Genomic DNA, 14,077 nt, shown 5'->3' with positions numbered 1-14,077 from the left:
CCACCGCAGTGTGCCGGCCGGCGGGGAACCTGAGGCTTTCTTGCGAGGAGGACCGAGTGCGTGAGACACCAGTGGCCGTCAGAGCAACCGGCGTGACCCGCCGTCACGCCGTGATGCTGCGGCTGGTCGGCGCGGGCGTGATGCTGACCGTGATGGCCGACACCACGGCCACCACCCTGGCCGTCGGCGTGCTGCGTTACACCCCCGCGGGCGCCGGCATGCCGCTGGGCGACCTGGTCTGGCTGACCAGCGCCGCCTTCATCCCGATCGCGGCGCTGCTGGCCACGGCCGGCCGCTGGGCCGACCTGTTCGGCCGCCGCCGGGTGCTGGCGTTCGGGCTGGTGGTCTTCGTGGCCGGCGGGGTCGCCACCGTGGCGGCGTCGTCCTGGTCGTTCGTGCTGGCCGCGCGGGCGGTGCAGGGCGCGGGCGCGGCGGCGATGATCCCGGCCAGCCTCGGGCTGCTGCTCGGCGAGCTGCCCGAGTCGCAACGCCGGGGCGCGATCGCGCTGTGGAGCTCGGCCTCCGGGCTCGGCTGCCTGCTCATGCAGGCCGGCGGCGGCTGGCTGGCCGCCACCGTCGACTGGCGCGCCCTGTTCGTGCCCGACGTCGTCATCGGCGTCGCGCTGCTGATCGCCTGCGCCGCGCTCCCGTCAGGCAGGCGTACCGCGGCCAAGGGCGTGCCGGACGTGCTCGGCGCCTGGCTGCTGGCCGCCGGGATCGCGGTGATCGTGCTGGCCATCTCCAAGGCCATGGCCTGGGGCATGGACGTCGTGTGGCTGGCCGTCGCGGCCCTGGCGCTGCTCGGCGGCGCGCTGGCCCAGGCCAGGCACCACCGCCTGCCCGCCATCGACCTGGCGTTGTGGCGACAGCGCAAGTTCGTCTGGGGCTGGCTGGCCACCTGGTTCTTCGGCGCCCTGTCCTACGGGCTGCTCACCGTGCAGCCGCTGTACCTGCTCCACCTCGGCTACCCCATGCTGGAGGTGGCCATGTGGCTGACGCCCACCTCCGTGGCCGTCGTCGTCACCAGCTACCTGGCCGGCAAGCTGCTCAAGCACATCGGCGCGTACGGCCTCATCTACGCCGGCTCCCTGCTCTGCGGCGGCGCGTGCGTGCTCGTGCTGACCCAGTCCGGGCCGACGGTTTGGGGCCTGATCGCCAGCGTCGTGGTCGGCATGGGCGTCGGCGCGCTGGCGCCCGGCACCTCCGTGGCCACCACCCTGGCCGCCCGCCCCAGCCAGTACGCCTCCGCCGTCGGCGCGGCCACCATGGCGCGCATGGTCGGCGGGGCCGTCGGCATCGCCGTGGTGTCCCTCGTCATCGACCACCCGTTCATCCTGACCGGCCCGCTGGCCGGGCTGGCCGGCGCGCTCGCCATGTGCGTGGCCATCTCGGTGTTCATCGGGGCCATCGCACTCACCAAGATCACCCGGCTGCGGACCGACCCGGGCGACGACATGATCAAAGTGCCGCGCCGGCTGCTGCTGGAGCTGCGCATGACCCTCGCCACCGTCGCGGCGGAGGCCGACGCGCTGCTGCCTGTCGAGACCCGCACGACCCCCAGGGATCACATCCCGAGGCCCCGGGCGGCAGAGAGCTCGGAGACCTACGGAACCACGCACGTCTAGTTCAACCTCAAGAAGGGCTCTCGTCATGGCAACCACCTCGTGCGACGTGGCCATCGTCGGCGCCGGGCTCGGCGGCTGTTTCCTCGCACTGCTGCTGCGCCGCCGCGGGCAGCGCGTCGTCGTCATCGAACAGGGACCTTCGATCCCGAGCGCGGGCGCCGACTTCCTCAAGCCCCCCGGCCTGCGGGTGCTGGCCCGCCACGGGCTGGCCGAGCTCGTCGAGCGCCACGGCCTGCGGCGCGACCTCATCCGCTACTACCACGACGGCGAGCCGATCAGGGAGTGCCGCTTCCCCGACGGCGGCTTCCTCATCCGCCCCTACCGCGAGCTGGTCGAGCTCATCTACGCCTGCTGCGCGATGGAGGGCGTCGAGTTCTGCTTCGACGCCGCCATCGAGCACGTCGAGCGCGACGGCGACCGCATCGAGCTGCTGACGCTCTCCGACGGCAGCCGGCTGCGCGCCGACGTGGTCGTGGGCGCCGACGGCACGAAGTCGGCCGTCCGCCGGGCGCTCGACATCGACCAGGTCACCATGCCCTACGACCGGCTGCTGATGCGGGTGGCCACCGTGCCGCTGAGCGCCAGCGTCGCCCGGCTCAACCGGCTCTACTTCAGCTCCGGCGGCTGGCTCGCCTACCTCTACCCGCTCGACAAGGACCAGGCCAGGGTGTTCGTCGGCCTGCCCCCCGAGCAGGACGACGAGGTCTTCGGCCGGGGCGCCACCAGCCTGCCCGACATGCTGAAGGGCTTCGTCACCGACAGCACCGACGCCTTCGCCTCCCTGCACGCCGCCGCCTGGCAGCCGATCAGGGTCTCGTCGCTGCGGGTGGGGGCGTACCACAGGGGCAACGCCGCGCTGCTCGGCTCGGCCGCCTTCGCCTGCCACCCCATGACCGGCATGGGCATGAGCTACACCCTGTACGACGCCGAGATCCTGGCCGACGTCATCTCCGCGGCCGACGGCGACCTGCCGCTGCTCGACAAGCTGCTCCAGGCCCGCTACGAGCCGCGCCGACAGGCACACCGGCAGCTCATCGACTACGGCGACGCCCTGGCCGCCACGTTCCACGACCGGCGGGCGTACCTGCGGGCCTTCCGTGCCGACCTGCACATCTACGGCGACGAGGCCGCGCCCCGCACCGCGCCCGCGCTGCAGCCGATCTGACCCCGCCGCCCTCCGGGAGGCCCCGGCGCGCCCGCCTCAGAGCCGTGCGGGCGGGGCGGCCGGGCCCCGGTAGGGCAGGGTCTGGCTGTAGACGATGTTGGTCGTGGTGCTGCCGAACCGGGCCAGCTCGTCGATGACGCGTTCGAGGTGGGGCATCGAGCCGGCCGCGACCTTCAGCGTGTAGCAGTCCTCGCCGGTGGTGCGCAGGCATTCGAGGATCTCCGGGCGCTCGCCGAGCAGGCGGCGCAGCGGCTCGTGCCGGCTGCCCGGATACTTCAGGCGCACGACGGCCAGCACGCCGAACCCGACCTTGCCCAGATCGACCTCCGCCCGGTAGCCGGCGATGACGCCCAGCGCCTCCAGCCGCCGGACCCGCTCGGTCGTCGCCGACGCGCTCAGGTTGACCCGGCGGCCCAGCTCGGTCAGCGGCAGGCGGCCCTCCCGCTGCAGCTCCGCCAGGATCGCCCAGTCGGTCTCGTCGAGATCCTCGGCCATCCGGCGAATATACCGGCAGATCCACGGCGATCCCGGCCGTACACCGTGAGCGGGCCCTTCAGTCCGGCGGGACGGCCTGGATAGCCTTCGGTGTCATGAGAATCGGCGTGAACGTACCGAACTTCGGGCCCGGCACCGACCCGGCCACGCTGCGGCGATGGGCGCAGACCGTCGAGGGCCTCGGCTACGACCTGCTGATGATCTCCGACCACGTCGCGATCACGCCCGACGTCGCCGAGCAGTACCCGGGGCCCTTCTACGAGCCGTTCACCACGCTCGCCTGGCTGGCCGGGATCACCACGCGGGTCAGGCTCGGCACCTCGGTGCTCATCGTGCCGTACCGGCATCCGCTGGTGATGGCCCGGATGGCGGCCAACCTCGACCGGTTCAGCGGCGGGCGGCTGGTGCTCGGCGTGGGCATCGGCTGGGCGCGGCAGGAGTTCGACGCGCTCGGGGTGCCGTTCGAGCGGCGCGGACGGCTGACCGACGACCACCTGCTGGCCATGCGCGCCGCCTGGTCCGCCGCGGACGACTACCGCGCCGGGCCCATCCCCTTCTGGGTCGGCGGCAACGGCGAGGCGGGCCTGCGCCGCGCCGTACGGCTCGGCCAGGCGTGGCACCCCCTGCGCAACACCCTGCCCTGGCTGCGCGAGGCCGCCGGTCGGCTGGCGGACGTCGCCGCCGAGCTCGGCCGCCCCGTGCCCGCGTTCGCGCCCCGCATCCTGCTGCGGCTGACCGCCGAACCGGTCACCGATCCCCGCCGCCACGCCGGGGAGGGCACCCTCGACCAGGTCCTGGCCGACCTCGACGCGCTGCGGCTGCTGGGCGCCGACACCGTCGTGCTCGACCCGTTCGCCGGCGACCCCGCCGAGACGCTGCACCCCCAGACGGCCTGGCACGCGCTCGCGGCCGTGGCCGCCCACTGGGACCTCGAATCCCGCGACCCGTCCAAGGAGGACGACGATGACCCCCGATGACGAGACCCTGCTGCGCCGGGCCATCGAGCTGGCCGCCCGCGCCCGCGCGAACGGCGAGGCCCCCTTCGGCTCGCTGCTGGCCGGCCCCGGCGGCGAGGTGCTGGCCGAGGAGCACAACACGGTCCTCGGCGACCGCGACATCTCCGCCCACCCGGAGCTGAAGCTCGCCCGCTGGGCCGCCCGCGAGCTGACCCCGGAGGCCGCGGCCGCCACCACCATGTACACCAGCTGCCAGCCGTGCGGCATGTGCGCGGGCGCCATCGAACGCTCCGGCCTCGGCCGCGTGGTGTACGCCCTGTCGAACGAGCAGCTCGCCGGCCTCAAGACCGGCCCCGGCTGGCCGCACGTCCCGCAGGAGGGCCCGGCCCTGTACGCCGAGGCCAGCGCGCCGCTGGAGGGCTACTACCGCTGACCCGCCCCGGCCCGGCCGGGGGCCGCCGATGGTAGGGCCTGCCCCACCATCAGGACGGGTGACAGCGGGGGTCCGCCGGAACGCCGCCGCCGCGATGCTGAGGAGTGATCACGCCCGCCTCACCAGCATCGGAGAGAACCTTGACCGTGGTGGAAACCCCTCGCGCCGCGCCCCGGGGGAGCGACTTCGCGCGGCTGTCGCGCCGCATCGCCCAGGCGGGGCTGATGGAGCGGCGGCCCGCCTACTACGTGATCAGGATCGGCCTGGTGGCCGCCCTGTTCGCCGGAGGGTGGACTCTGTTCGCCGCGGTCGGCGACTCCTGGTGGCAGCTCGGCGTCGCGGCGCTGCTGGCCGTCGCCTTCGCCCAGGTCACGCTGCTGGCCCATGACCTGGCGCACGGCCAGGTGTTCCGGTCGCGGCGCCGCAGCAGGATCGCCGGGCTGGTGGTCGGCAACCTGACCGTGGGGCTCAGCTACGGCTGGTGGACGGACAAGCACACCCGCCACCACGCCAACCCCAACCACGAGGACCACGACCCCGACGTCGCGCCCGACATCCTCATCTGGTCGCGGCGGCAGGCCGAGGCCAGCCGCGGGCTGCCCCGCTTCATCGGCCGGTGGCAGGCGTTCCTGTTCTTCCCGCTGCTCACCCTCGAGGGCCTGAACCTGAAGGTGGCCGGCTTCCGCGCCCTGCCCAGGGTGAAGGGCGGACGCACCGAGGGGCTGCTGCTCGTCGCGCACAACCTGGCCTACCTGGCGGGGGTGTTCGCGGTACTGCCGCCCGGCAAGGCGCTCGCCTTCCTCGCCGTGCACCAGGCCTGCTACGGCGTGTACCTGGGCTGCACGTTCGCCCCCAACCACAAGGGCATGCCGGTGCTCACCGCCGAGGACTCCCTGGACTTCCTCCGCCGCCAGGTGCTGACCTCCAGGAACGTGCGCGGCGGCCGGCTGATGAACGTCGCGCTCGGCGGGCTCAACTACCAGATCGAGCACCACCTGTTCCCCGGCATGCCCTCGGCCAACCTGCGCCGCGCCCGGCCCCTCGTGCGCGAGTACTGCCGCGAGCTCGGCGTCGCGTACGTGGAGTGCGGGCTCGTCGAGTCGTGGGCCCAGGCCATGCGGCACCTGCACGACGTCGGGGCGCCGCTGCGCGCCCCTCAGGAGGTGACCACCAGCTCCAGGCCCTCCTGATCCTCCAGGATCTGATGGCCCGCGCGGGCCAGGACCGTCCGCAGCGCGAGCAGCACCGCGGTGCGGATGGTCGCGTACTTCACCAGGTGAGCGGCGGTGTCCGTGCCGGCCGGACCCCAGACGATCACCACCCCGCGGGACGGGTCGTGCCAGACGCTCAGGCCGCCGTCGACCGGCAGCAGGGACGGTTCGATGTTGAAACCCGCGTCGGTCAACTCCTGCCGGACCACCAGTTCCAGATCCGGCCCATCGCCTCGGGCGAAGTCCATCAGGGTCCGCTGCCCCCGCACGGACACGGCGAACGCGCCGCCTGGCAAGTGTGGCGGTTGTGTAAGGATGGCGGCTGTGACCGCCGCGTCAGTCTGGCTGCGCCTGTCGCGGGCCGTCGTGTTCGCGACGGTCTGCGGCTTCGTGTCCGCGGCGGGGCACCTGCTGGCCGGTGGCGGGGCCGTCCCGCTCTGGGGCTGCGCGCTCGGGGTGCTGGCCGCCCTCGCCGCCGCTGTCACGATCAACGGCCGCGAGCGCGGCCCCGCGGCGATCCTGGCCGCCACCACGCTCACCCAGCTCCTGCTGCACCAGCTCTTCGAACGCCTCGGGCCCGCCACGGGCGCCGCCGCCGGGCACGGCCATCCCGCGCCCGCCATGGCGCTGGTCCACCTCACCGTCGCCGCGCTGACGGCGTGGTGGCTGCACCGCGGCGAGAGCGCGCTGTGGCTCATGCTCCGCCTGTCCGCCGGGCCGCCCCCGGTCCTCGGCCCGCTGCTGCTCGCGCCGGTCGAGGTGCCGATCCCGCCGCGCCGCCCCGACGGGCGCCGCCCGGCGCGCGCCGACGTCCCTCCTCCGATGGGCAGGACGGCCTGCCGCACGGTCACCCGGCGAGGACCACCCCGGCGGCTCCGCCTCCGCTGAAGTCCCGCGCCCGCTGAGGGCGCGTCCTCGTCCGTCTGTGCTCGTCCGTGCTCGTCCGTGCCCGGACCCGCGCCCCGGCGCCGGTCCGGCCGTCCGCATCCGGAGTTCCCATGAAGCCCTCCTGGCCCTTCCGCCTGGCCTCGCTCGCCTGCGCGGCCCTCCTGGCGCTGCTGCCGTCCACCGCGGCGCTCGCCCACGACACGCTCAAGAGCAGCTCACCGGCCAAGAACGCGCAGCTGTCCGCGATCGAGCGGATCGAGCTGGAGTTCAACGCCCACGTCCAGTTCCCCTTCGTCGTGCTGCACGACGCGGCGGGCAAGGCCGTCGAGCTCGGCAAGCCCCGCCTCGACGGGCCCAAGGTGTTCGCCGACGTGCCCCGGCAGCCCGCGCCCGGTTCGTACGTGATCGCCTGGCGTGTCGTGTCCTCGGACGGACATCCGATCGAGGGCGAAATCCCGTTCGTCATGAAAGGATCTATTTCTCAACCGGCAGCGGCGCCCTCGCCCGTCGAGGAACGGCCCGCCGCGACGGGCGTCCCCGTCTGGATCTGGGGCGGGCTGGCGGTGCTCGTCGTGCTGGGCGCGTTCCTCCTGATCAGGGGCGCGCGCCGCGGCCCTGACCGGGAGGACGTGGATGCTGGTTGAGCGGGCCAGGCAGCTCGCGCGGCAGTGGGTGCTCGACGAGGGCGCCGGCCTGCCGGGGTTCGAGGGGGCGTTCCTGACCGGGTCCGCGCTGTGGGCGGCCCCGGGCACGGAGCTGGGCCCCACGTCCGACGTGGACGTGATGGTGCTGGCCGACCCGCCGCCCGCGATCGGCAAGTTCCGCTACGAAGGCGTCCTGCTGGAGGTCTCCGGCATCGCCCGCATCGGCTCCACCCACGAGGTGCTGAGCGACTACCACCTGGCCGGCAGCTTCCACCTGCCCAGCGTGCTGGCCGACCCGACCGGGCGGCTCGGCGAGATCCAGCGCCTGGTGGCCCGCGACTTCGCCGAGCGGCCCTGGATCATCGCCCGCTGCACGCAGGCGATGGACCGGGTGCGCGGCTGGATCAACTCCATGGACGAGAACGCGCCCGTCCCCGAGCAGGTGGCGGCCTGGCTGTTCGGCACCGGCGTGACCACGCACGTCCTGCTGGTCGCCGGGCTGCGCAACCCGACCGTGCGCCGCCGGTACGCCGCCGTGCGCGAGCTGCTGGCCGGGCACGGCCGGCTCGACTGGCACGAGCACCTGCTCGAACTGCTGGGCTGCGCGCGGATGACCCCCCAGCGGGTGGAGCGGCACCTGGCGGCCCTGGAGGCGGTCTTCGACGCGACGGCCGGGCTGGAGGCGCCCTCCTACCGCTTCGCCTCCGACATCACGCCGCAGGCGCGTCCGGTGGCCATCGACGGCAGCCGCGAGCTCGTCGCCGCCGGGCTCCACCGGGAGGCGGTGTTCTGGCTGGTCGCCACGTACGCGCGCTGCCTGGACAAACGCGCCGCCGCCGGTGCGCCCGCCGGGTACGAGGAGGGCTTCCAGGAGCTGCTGGCCGACCTCGGCGCCGAGACGTTCGCCGACCGGCGCCGCCGCGGCGACCACGTGCTGGCCGCCCTGCCCAGCCTGTGGCAGACGGCCATGGCCCTGTGCTGACTGCGGTGGGGCACTCCCCGGCCTCCGGGCAGGCCGGCCGCGTGCCTCAGGTCCGGCGCAGCGAGCGGGTCAGACCGGCGGCGATCGTCGTGGCCAGCACCCAGCCGGCCATGATCAGCCCCCAGGCCAGCCACTGCGCGCCGCCCTGCGGGCTGTAGGCCTTCTCCTGCCCGAGATCGATGATCGGCAGCAGCAGGTCGAGGGTGTAGACCAGCGCGTGGAACGGCGGCGCCTCACCCGGCTTCAGCGGCGGCGGCACCTCGAGCCCGAACACGACCGTGCCCGCGGCCAGCAGCGCGGCCAGCCAGGCCGCCGCGCGCAGGGGGCGGAAGCCGTAGCCGACGGTGGCGTCCTGGAGGTGGCCCCAGGATCGGGCGTACCAGGGAAGCGCGGCGCGGCGTTGCCGCTGGCCGGCCAGCAGCGTCTCGCGGGCGTCGGCGTCGCCGCCGAGCCGCCGGTACATCGCGGCCAGCTGCTCGTAGGCGCCCGGCAGATAGCCGTCGGGGTCGGTGCGCAGCCAGCGCAGCCGCCGCGCGGCCGGCAGCATGGGGTCGAGCACCTCGTACGACAGCCCGTCCATGCGCATCGCCCGCGGCCACCCGGCGGGGTCGTCACGCAGGACGCCGATCCGCGCGTACCGTAACTCCACCACCCCCTCCACCGGCGCGGCCGTGCGCAGCGCCAGCTCGCGGGCCTCCAGCCGCCAGCACTTCAGCGCCACCTCGCCGGGCGCCGCCAGGGTGGCGCCGTCGAGGCACAGGCGGCTGCCGACCTGGGCGCTGGTCAGCCTGATCCGGCCGCGGGCGGAGAAGCCGTCGCAGAGGTTGAGCACCTTGCCCACCGACAGTCCGTTGGCCGACAGCGCCGCCCCGCCGGGGTTGACCAGGGTCGCGCCCTCGAAGTGCGCCGGGCCGGTGACCGTGGCGTCGAGCAGGCTGAACTCGCCCTCGGTGCGCAGCCCCCGCCAGGCCAGCAGCGAGCCGTTCACGGTGAGGCCGTCGGCGGCGACCACCACGCCGCCCGGGGCGCTCAGCCGGGCGCCCTCCAGGCCGAGGGTGCCGCCGATGACCGAGCGGTTGAGGCGCACCTGCCCCTCGGCCGTCAGCCCGGCCAGGAAGAGGCCCGCCTCGGCGTTGAGCCCGGTGGCGCGCAGCGCGAGCCCGCCCGGGCGCCGGATGCGCGAGCCGCGTAACGTGAGCGGGCCGGACACGCGGGCGAACCGCACGCTGACCTCGCCGTCGGCCTCCATGTCCCGCGCGAACAGCCCGACCTGGACGATCACGTTGGACGCCTCCAGGGCCGTGCCGCCCGGCGCGTTCAGGCGGGCGCCGTCCAGCTCGACCGCGCCGCCGATCCGGGCGGAGGCCAGGACGAGCGTGCCGTCGCAGGTGAAGCCGTCCTGGGCGCGCAGGTGGCCGGCCACGTCGAGGTGCTCGCCGTTGAGCGCCGTGCCCCCCGGATGGCTCAGGCGGGCGCAGTTGAGCACGAGGTTGCCGCTGATCCGGCCGCCGGGCAGCCGCAGCTCGCCGGTGACCTGGCTGCCCGCCAGCCGCAGGTTGCCCTCGACCTGGACGTTCGAGGCGGTCAGGCCGGGCAGCAGCGAGCCGCTGAAACTGAGGAAACGGGTGCGGGCGTGGTAGAGGTCGGGGGCGGCGTCGAAGGCGCAGCCCTGGAAGGTGACGGGGAAGGGCAGCTCGGCGAAGGCCAGGTTGAGCGGGCCCGTGATCCTCGCCCCCGCCAGGATCAGCCGCGGTTTGGCGGCGGGCTCGTCGAACCCGGCGAGCAGCAGCCCGGCCAGCACCTCGCCGCGGACCGTGCGCCCCGCGCCCCAGGACGCGGCCGCGGCCGGGTCGTCGGCGGCGGGGTCGCCGGTGCGCAGGTCGACGGCGCGGCCGTGGGCGAGCGCGGCGGCCACGGCCCGCTCGGCGTCGTTGAGATCGGCGATCGGCACACCGCCATCATCGCCGACCCCGCCGCTGGAACGGATCTCGAGGGCCGGCGCTCTAGGCGCGGACCTCGAGGCCCAGCGCCTCGGCGATGACCGTGGCCTGGAGGGGGTCGATGACCGCCTTCTTGAGGGTGACCGTGTGCGGGTCGAGGGTGCTCAGGTCGCTGCCGCGCAGGTCGCAGCCGGTGAGGTCGGCGCCGTGCAGCCAGGCCCCCGACAGGTCGGCCCGGCGCAGCTCGGCCCCGGCCAGGCGGGCCCCGGTCAGGTCGGCCTCCCGCAGCCGGACGCCGTGGAAGGTGCTGCCGCGCAGGTCGGCGCCGGGCAGCCCGGTGTAGGACCAGTCGCCGCCGTCGACCTTCAGCAGCCCGTAGGTGCAGCCGTCGAACATGCTGCCGGTCAGCTTGCACCCCCTGAACGTGGCGTCGAACAGGGAGCACCGGCTGAACAGGCAGTTGAGGAAGCGCGCGTCCTCGTGGGTGGAGACGTTGAGCCGCACGTTCCTGAACGTGCACTCCTCGAACGACGCCCCCTGGTCGACCAGCTCGGTCAGGTCGACGCCCTGGAACAGGACCCGGTGAAAGGTCTCACCGGCGATCTCCGTCCGGTCCCAGTCGTCGGCGTGGATCGTCGTCTCGATCGGGGGCGCGGGCACCCCGTGCTTGCGGTCGGCCATGCGAACAAACTAGCGGATCACGCCTTGTTCGCGATGGCCGTGATGAGCGGCTGGACGAGCTTGGCCGCCAGCGGCCCGAACGCCGCCAGGATCAGCACGTACGCCGCCGCCAGGGCCCCGAGGTCGGGATGGGCCCCGGCGCCCACCGCCAGGCCCGCGATGACGATGTTGAACTCACCGCGCGGGATGAGGGCGATGCCCGCCCGTGCCTGACCGGCCTTGCCGATGCCCGCCCGTCTGGCCGCGTACGCGCCCGTCAGGAGCTTGGTCACCATGCTCACCAGCGCCAGCAGCGCGGCCAGCCCGGCCACCGGCAGGATCTTCGCCGGGTCGGTCTGGAAGCCGAAGAACACGAAGAACACCGCCGCGAACAGGTCGCGCAGCGGCGCGAGCAGCGCCTGCGCGTCGTGCGCGAGCTGCCCCGACAGCGCGATGCCGACCAGGAACGCGCCGACCGCCGCCGAGACCTGCAGCTGCTGGGCCAGCCCGGCCACCAGCAGCGCCAGCCCGACCACCTTCAGCAGCAGCACCTCGGAGTTGGGGCTCGACACGAACGCCTCGATGAAGCGCCCGAAGCGCAGCGCCACGACGAGCACGACGCTCACCGTGCCGAGCGCGATGCCGACCGAGATCGCCCCGCTGACCAGGCTCAGGCCCGCCAGCAACGTGGTGAGGACCGGCAGGTAGACCGCCATGGTCAGGTCCTCGAACACCAGCAGGGACAGCACCGTCGGCGTCTCCCTGTTACCGATCCACCCCAGATCGGACAGCACCTTGGCGGTGATGCCGGAGGAGGTGGCGTAGGTGACGCCGGCCATGGCCACCGCCGCGACCGGCCCCCAGCCCAGCAACAACGCGCAGATCGCGCCGGGGGCGGCGTTCAGCACGAGGTCGACGATGCCGGCCCGCGCGTTGCTCGTGAGGCTGGTGACCAGTTCGTCGGCGTTGTACTCCAGACCGAGCGTCAGCAGCAGCAGGACGACGCCCAGCTCCGCGCCGACCGAGATGAACTCCTCGCTGGTCGCCAGCGGCAGCACGCCGCCCGTGCCGAACGCCAGACCGGCGATCAGGTAGAGCGGGATCGGGGAGATGCCGACGCGCAGCGCGAGCGCGCCCAGAACCCCCAGACCCAGAAGAACAGCACCGAACTCGAGAAAGATGACCGCGGTTTCGTGCACCCGCGGTTACCCGTCAGCCAGGATGCCGGCGACTTCCGCGGTGCTGTCCGCGCTGCCCACCACGACCACGACGTCGCCCTCGCCGAAGACGAAGTCGGGGCCGGGGCTGGCGAACACCTGGCCGCCGCGGACCACGGCGACGATGGAGGCGCTGGTACGGGTCCTGACCCGGGCCTCGCCCATGGCACGCCCGGCGTAGGGGGAGCCGGACGGGATGGGGAGCTGGACGCTGACCAGGCCCTCGACCTGCTGGTGCAGCTGGTTGAGCCGCTGCACGATGCGGGGGGCGCCGAGGAGCTCGGCCAGGGCGTCGGCCTCCTCGTCGTTCAGCTTGACCGTCTGACAGGCGCGGTCGGGGTCGTCCTTGTCGTAGATCACCAGGTCGCGACGGCCGGTGCGGTGCGAGACGATGCCTACCCGCCGGCCGGCGCGGGTGGTGAAATCGTGCCGAAGCCCGATCCCCGGCAACGCTGTCTGCTCAACCTCCACCTATCCCACCCATCCAAAAAAATACGCATATTTCTGGACAACACTACCAACGGTCTCCGCCCGCTTGACCTCCTCGTATCCCGCCCTCCCACACGGTCCGGTGCTCGCCGGCCGCGCGCCGCGTGCCCCGTCCGGCCTGCGCGGGAACGGGAGGCGGAGGCGGGACACGGGTGGGAGGATGCCGGGGACGTTGCCGCGGGAGAGGCGAGACGAAGCGATGCCGACCACTTCCCCCATCCGGCTGCTGCTCGTGGAGGACCACGCGATGGTGGCCGAGGCCATCGGCCTGGCGCTCGGCCGGGCGCCGGGCATCGAGGTCGTGGCGCAGGCGGGCACGGTCGCCGCCGCCCTGGCCGAGGCCGCCCGCCACCGGCCCGACGTCGTGGTGCTCGACCGGCGGCTGCCCGACGGCGACGGCGTCGAGGCGATCGGCCGGTTCGCGGCGGTCGCGCCCGCGGCCCGGGTGCTGGTGCTGACCGGGGAGGCCACCGCCTCGGTCGCCGCCCGGGTGGTGGAGGCCGGCGGGGCGGGCCTGCTGGTGAAGTCGTCCCGGCTGGAGGAGCTGGAGTCGGCGGTGCGCGAGGTGGCCGCCGGCGGCGTGGTGTTCGCGCCCGGCCTGCTGCCCGGGGTGCTCGACCGGCTGACCGGCCGGGTGCGGAGCCCGGGTGCGGCGCTGACCGCGCGCGAGCGCGAGACGCTGCGGCTGCTGGCCGAAGGGGCGAGCACGGTCGAGATCGGCGCGCGGCTCGGCGTGGCCCGCAACACCGCGCGCAACCACGTCCAGCACGTCCTGGAGAAGCTCGGGGCCCGGTCCAAGCTGGAGGCCGTGGCCGTGGCGCGCAGGGAAGGGCTGCTCGACTGACGCAGATGCACCAGACGGCGTCCCTCATCCGCACCGGAAGAGGTGGTTCCACTGCGTCTCGTGATCAGTCCTGTACTGCCCGACAGTAGGAGGATGGGCAGTTTCGCTGCGCCGTACCAGGTGGACACCCAGCTGCCGGAAGAGATGGGCAGCATCACCGCGGCCCGTCAGAGAGCACGTGAGGTGCTGGCCGCGTGCGGCTACCGCGGGCGCCGCGAGGACGTCCTGCTCGTGGTCTCCGAGCTGGTGACCAACGCGCTCGTCCACGGCGACGGCCCGCCCGCCTTACGCATCCGCTGCACCCCCGTCCACGTGCGGATCGAGGTGCGCGACTCGGGATCCCGCCTGCCCGAGCCGCGCGAGCCGGGGCCGGACAACGGCTGGGGCCTGCGCGTCATCGAGCTGCTGTCCACCGGCTGGGGCGTCTCCCGCGCCGAGGGGGGCGACGAAGGCGGCAAGGTGGTGTGGTGCGAGCTGGCGCCCCACGTCATCGCGCCCGCCCAGGAGCGCTCCAGGGCGTGATCGGGT

The 14,077-nt window shown here is 73.9% G+C and carries 16 protein-coding genes; 10 read left to right on the top strand and 6 right to left on the bottom strand.

Annotated elements, in window-relative coordinates; translation table 11 throughout:
- Positions 1-56 precede the first annotated feature (56 nt).
- On the top strand, positions 57-1,625 hold the full coding sequence (locus ACNF49_RS34090; RefSeq protein WP_357976760.1) for an MFS transporter: 1,569 nt from the start codon (positions 57-59) through the stop codon (positions 1,623-1,625).
- Positions 1,626-1,650: 25 nt separating this feature from the next.
- Positions 1,651-2,790 carry an FAD-dependent monooxygenase gene (locus ACNF49_RS34085; protein ID WP_357976757.1) on the top strand — a complete coding sequence of 380 codons (1,140 nt, stop codon included), beginning with the start codon at positions 1,651-1,653 and terminating at the stop codon, positions 2,788-2,790.
- 36 nt (positions 2,791-2,826) lie between these two features.
- Here the strand turns inward: ACNF49_RS34085 and ACNF49_RS34080 are convergent, their stop codons facing one another.
- Positions 2,827-3,285, bottom strand: a complete 459-nt coding sequence (locus tag ACNF49_RS34080; RefSeq protein ID WP_357976755.1) for an Lrp/AsnC family transcriptional regulator — start codon at positions 3,283-3,285, stop codon at positions 2,827-2,829.
- A 95-nt stretch (positions 3,286-3,380) separates the two neighbouring features.
- Between ACNF49_RS34080 and ACNF49_RS34075 the strand changes: the two genes are divergently transcribed.
- From ACNF49_RS34075 to ACNF49_RS34065, 3 genes are all read left to right on the top strand, one after another.
- Positions 3,381-4,262, top strand: coding sequence for an LLM class flavin-dependent oxidoreductase (locus ACNF49_RS34075; protein WP_482940121.1), 882 nt, complete (start codon positions 3,381-3,383; stop codon positions 4,260-4,262).
- Positions 4,249-4,674 carry a nucleoside deaminase gene (locus ACNF49_RS34070; RefSeq protein WP_357976749.1) on the top strand — a complete coding sequence of 142 codons (426 nt, stop codon included), beginning with the start codon at positions 4,249-4,251 and terminating at the stop codon, positions 4,672-4,674. Before ACNF49_RS34075 ends, ACNF49_RS34070 begins: the two co-directional genes overlap by 14 nt.
- Before the next feature lie 224 nt (positions 4,675-4,898).
- Complete coding sequence (locus tag ACNF49_RS34065; protein ID WP_482945623.1) at positions 4,899-5,864, top strand: fatty acid desaturase family protein; 966 nt, start codon at positions 4,899-4,901, stop codon at positions 5,862-5,864.
- Here the strand turns inward: ACNF49_RS34065 and ACNF49_RS34060 are convergent.
- Positions 5,831-6,133 carry a hypothetical protein gene (locus tag ACNF49_RS34060; RefSeq protein ID WP_357976746.1) on the bottom strand — a complete coding sequence of 101 codons (303 nt, stop codon included), beginning with the start codon at positions 6,131-6,133 and terminating at the stop codon, positions 5,831-5,833. The genes ACNF49_RS34065 and ACNF49_RS34060 overlap by 34 nt on opposite strands.
- A gap of 76 nt (positions 6,134-6,209) precedes the next feature.
- Between ACNF49_RS34060 and ACNF49_RS34055 the strand changes: the two genes are divergently transcribed.
- From ACNF49_RS34055 to ACNF49_RS34045, 3 genes are all read left to right on the top strand, one after another.
- Positions 6,210-6,773, top strand: coding sequence for a hypothetical protein (locus ACNF49_RS34055; protein ID WP_357976743.1), 564 nt, complete (start codon positions 6,210-6,212; stop codon positions 6,771-6,773).
- Positions 6,774-6,883: 110 nt separating this feature from the next.
- Positions 6,884-7,417, top strand: coding sequence for a copper resistance CopC family protein (locus tag ACNF49_RS34050; RefSeq protein ID WP_357976740.1), 534 nt, complete (start codon positions 6,884-6,886; stop codon positions 7,415-7,417).
- Positions 7,407-8,399: a hypothetical protein gene (locus ACNF49_RS34045; protein WP_357976737.1), complete on the top strand. Its 993-nt coding sequence runs from the start codon at positions 7,407-7,409 to the stop codon at positions 8,397-8,399. The genes ACNF49_RS34050 and ACNF49_RS34045 overlap by 11 nt, the downstream gene beginning before the upstream one ends.
- A 46-nt stretch (positions 8,400-8,445) precedes the next feature.
- On the opposite strand, the gene ACNF49_RS34040 is transcribed toward ACNF49_RS34045, so the two are convergent.
- Genes ACNF49_RS34040 through ACNF49_RS34025 form a run of 4 tightly spaced genes read right to left on the bottom strand, consistent with a single transcriptional unit; the run spans position 8,446 to position 12,687 of the window.
- Positions 8,446-10,350 (bottom strand): hypothetical protein, encoded by a 1,905-nt coding sequence (locus ACNF49_RS34040; protein WP_357976734.1) that lies wholly within the window; start codon positions 10,348-10,350, stop codon positions 8,446-8,448.
- Positions 10,351-10,402: 52 nt separating this feature from the next.
- Positions 10,403-11,020, bottom strand: coding sequence for a pentapeptide repeat-containing protein (locus tag ACNF49_RS34035; protein WP_357976731.1), 618 nt, complete (start codon positions 11,018-11,020; stop codon positions 10,403-10,405).
- Between the two features lie 17 nt (positions 11,021-11,037).
- Positions 11,038-12,198, bottom strand: a complete 1,161-nt coding sequence (locus tag ACNF49_RS34030; RefSeq protein WP_125637599.1) for a cation:proton antiporter — start codon at positions 12,196-12,198, stop codon at positions 11,038-11,040.
- A 6-nt stretch (positions 12,199-12,204) separates the two neighbouring features.
- Entirely contained in the window at positions 12,205-12,687 is a 483-nt protein-coding gene (locus ACNF49_RS34025; RefSeq protein ID WP_482940120.1) for a cation:proton antiporter regulatory subunit, read from the bottom strand.
- Between the two features lie 217 nt (positions 12,688-12,904).
- Here ACNF49_RS34025 and ACNF49_RS34020 point away from each other — a divergent pair, with 217 nt between their 5' ends.
- Positions 12,905-13,549 carry a response regulator gene (locus tag ACNF49_RS34020; protein WP_357976725.1) on the top strand — a complete coding sequence of 215 codons (645 nt, stop codon included), beginning with the start codon at positions 12,905-12,907 and terminating at the stop codon, positions 13,547-13,549.
- A 93-nt stretch (positions 13,550-13,642) separates the two neighbouring features.
- The gene (locus ACNF49_RS34015; protein WP_357976722.1) at positions 13,643-14,071 is read left to right on the top strand and encodes an ATP-binding protein; all 429 of its coding nucleotides are present in this window, start codon (positions 13,643-13,645) and stop codon (positions 14,069-14,071) included.
- Positions 14,072-14,077: the final 6 nt, after the last annotated feature.

The organism is Actinomadura sp. ATCC 39365, from assembly GCF_054392275.1.
Note: the sequence above shows the minus strand (reverse complement) of the source record. Positions and strands in the feature narration are given on the sequence as shown.

What these genes read in the sequence shown, in the direction of transcription:
- ACNF49_RS34085 (WP_357976757.1), top strand. Translation starts at nt 1,651, where the DNA reads ATGGCAACCACCTCGTGCGACGTGGCCATCGTCGGCGCCGGGCTCGGC.
- ACNF49_RS34080 (WP_357976755.1), bottom strand. Translation starts at nt 3,285, where the DNA reads ATGGCCGAGGATCTCGACGAGACCGACTGGGCGATCCTGGCGGAGCTG.
- ACNF49_RS34075 (WP_482940121.1), top strand. Translation starts at nt 3,381, where the DNA reads ATGAGAATCGGCGTGAACGTACCGAACTTCGGGCCCGGCACCGACCCG.
- ACNF49_RS34070 (WP_357976749.1), top strand. Translation starts at nt 4,249, where the DNA reads ATGACCCCCGATGACGAGACCCTGCTGCGCCGGGCCATCGAGCTGGCC.
- ACNF49_RS34065 (WP_482945623.1), top strand. Translation starts at nt 4,899, where the DNA reads ATGGAGCGGCGGCCCGCCTACTACGTGATCAGGATCGGCCTGGTGGCC.
- ACNF49_RS34060 (WP_357976746.1), bottom strand. Translation starts at nt 6,133, where the DNA reads ATGGACTTCGCCCGAGGCGATGGGCCGGATCTGGAACTGGTGGTCCGG.
- ACNF49_RS34050 (WP_357976740.1), top strand. Translation starts at nt 6,884, where the DNA reads ATGAAGCCCTCCTGGCCCTTCCGCCTGGCCTCGCTCGCCTGCGCGGCC.
- ACNF49_RS34045 (WP_357976737.1), top strand. Translation starts at nt 7,407, where the DNA reads ATGCTGGTTGAGCGGGCCAGGCAGCTCGCGCGGCAGTGGGTGCTCGAC.
- ACNF49_RS34035 (WP_357976731.1), bottom strand. Translation starts at nt 11,020, where the DNA reads ATGGCCGACCGCAAGCACGGGGTGCCCGCGCCCCCGATCGAGACGACG.
- ACNF49_RS34020 (WP_357976725.1), top strand. Translation starts at nt 12,905, where the DNA reads ATGCCGACCACTTCCCCCATCCGGCTGCTGCTCGTGGAGGACCACGCG.
- ACNF49_RS34015 (WP_357976722.1), top strand. Translation starts at nt 13,643, where the DNA reads ATGGGCAGTTTCGCTGCGCCGTACCAGGTGGACACCCAGCTGCCGGAA.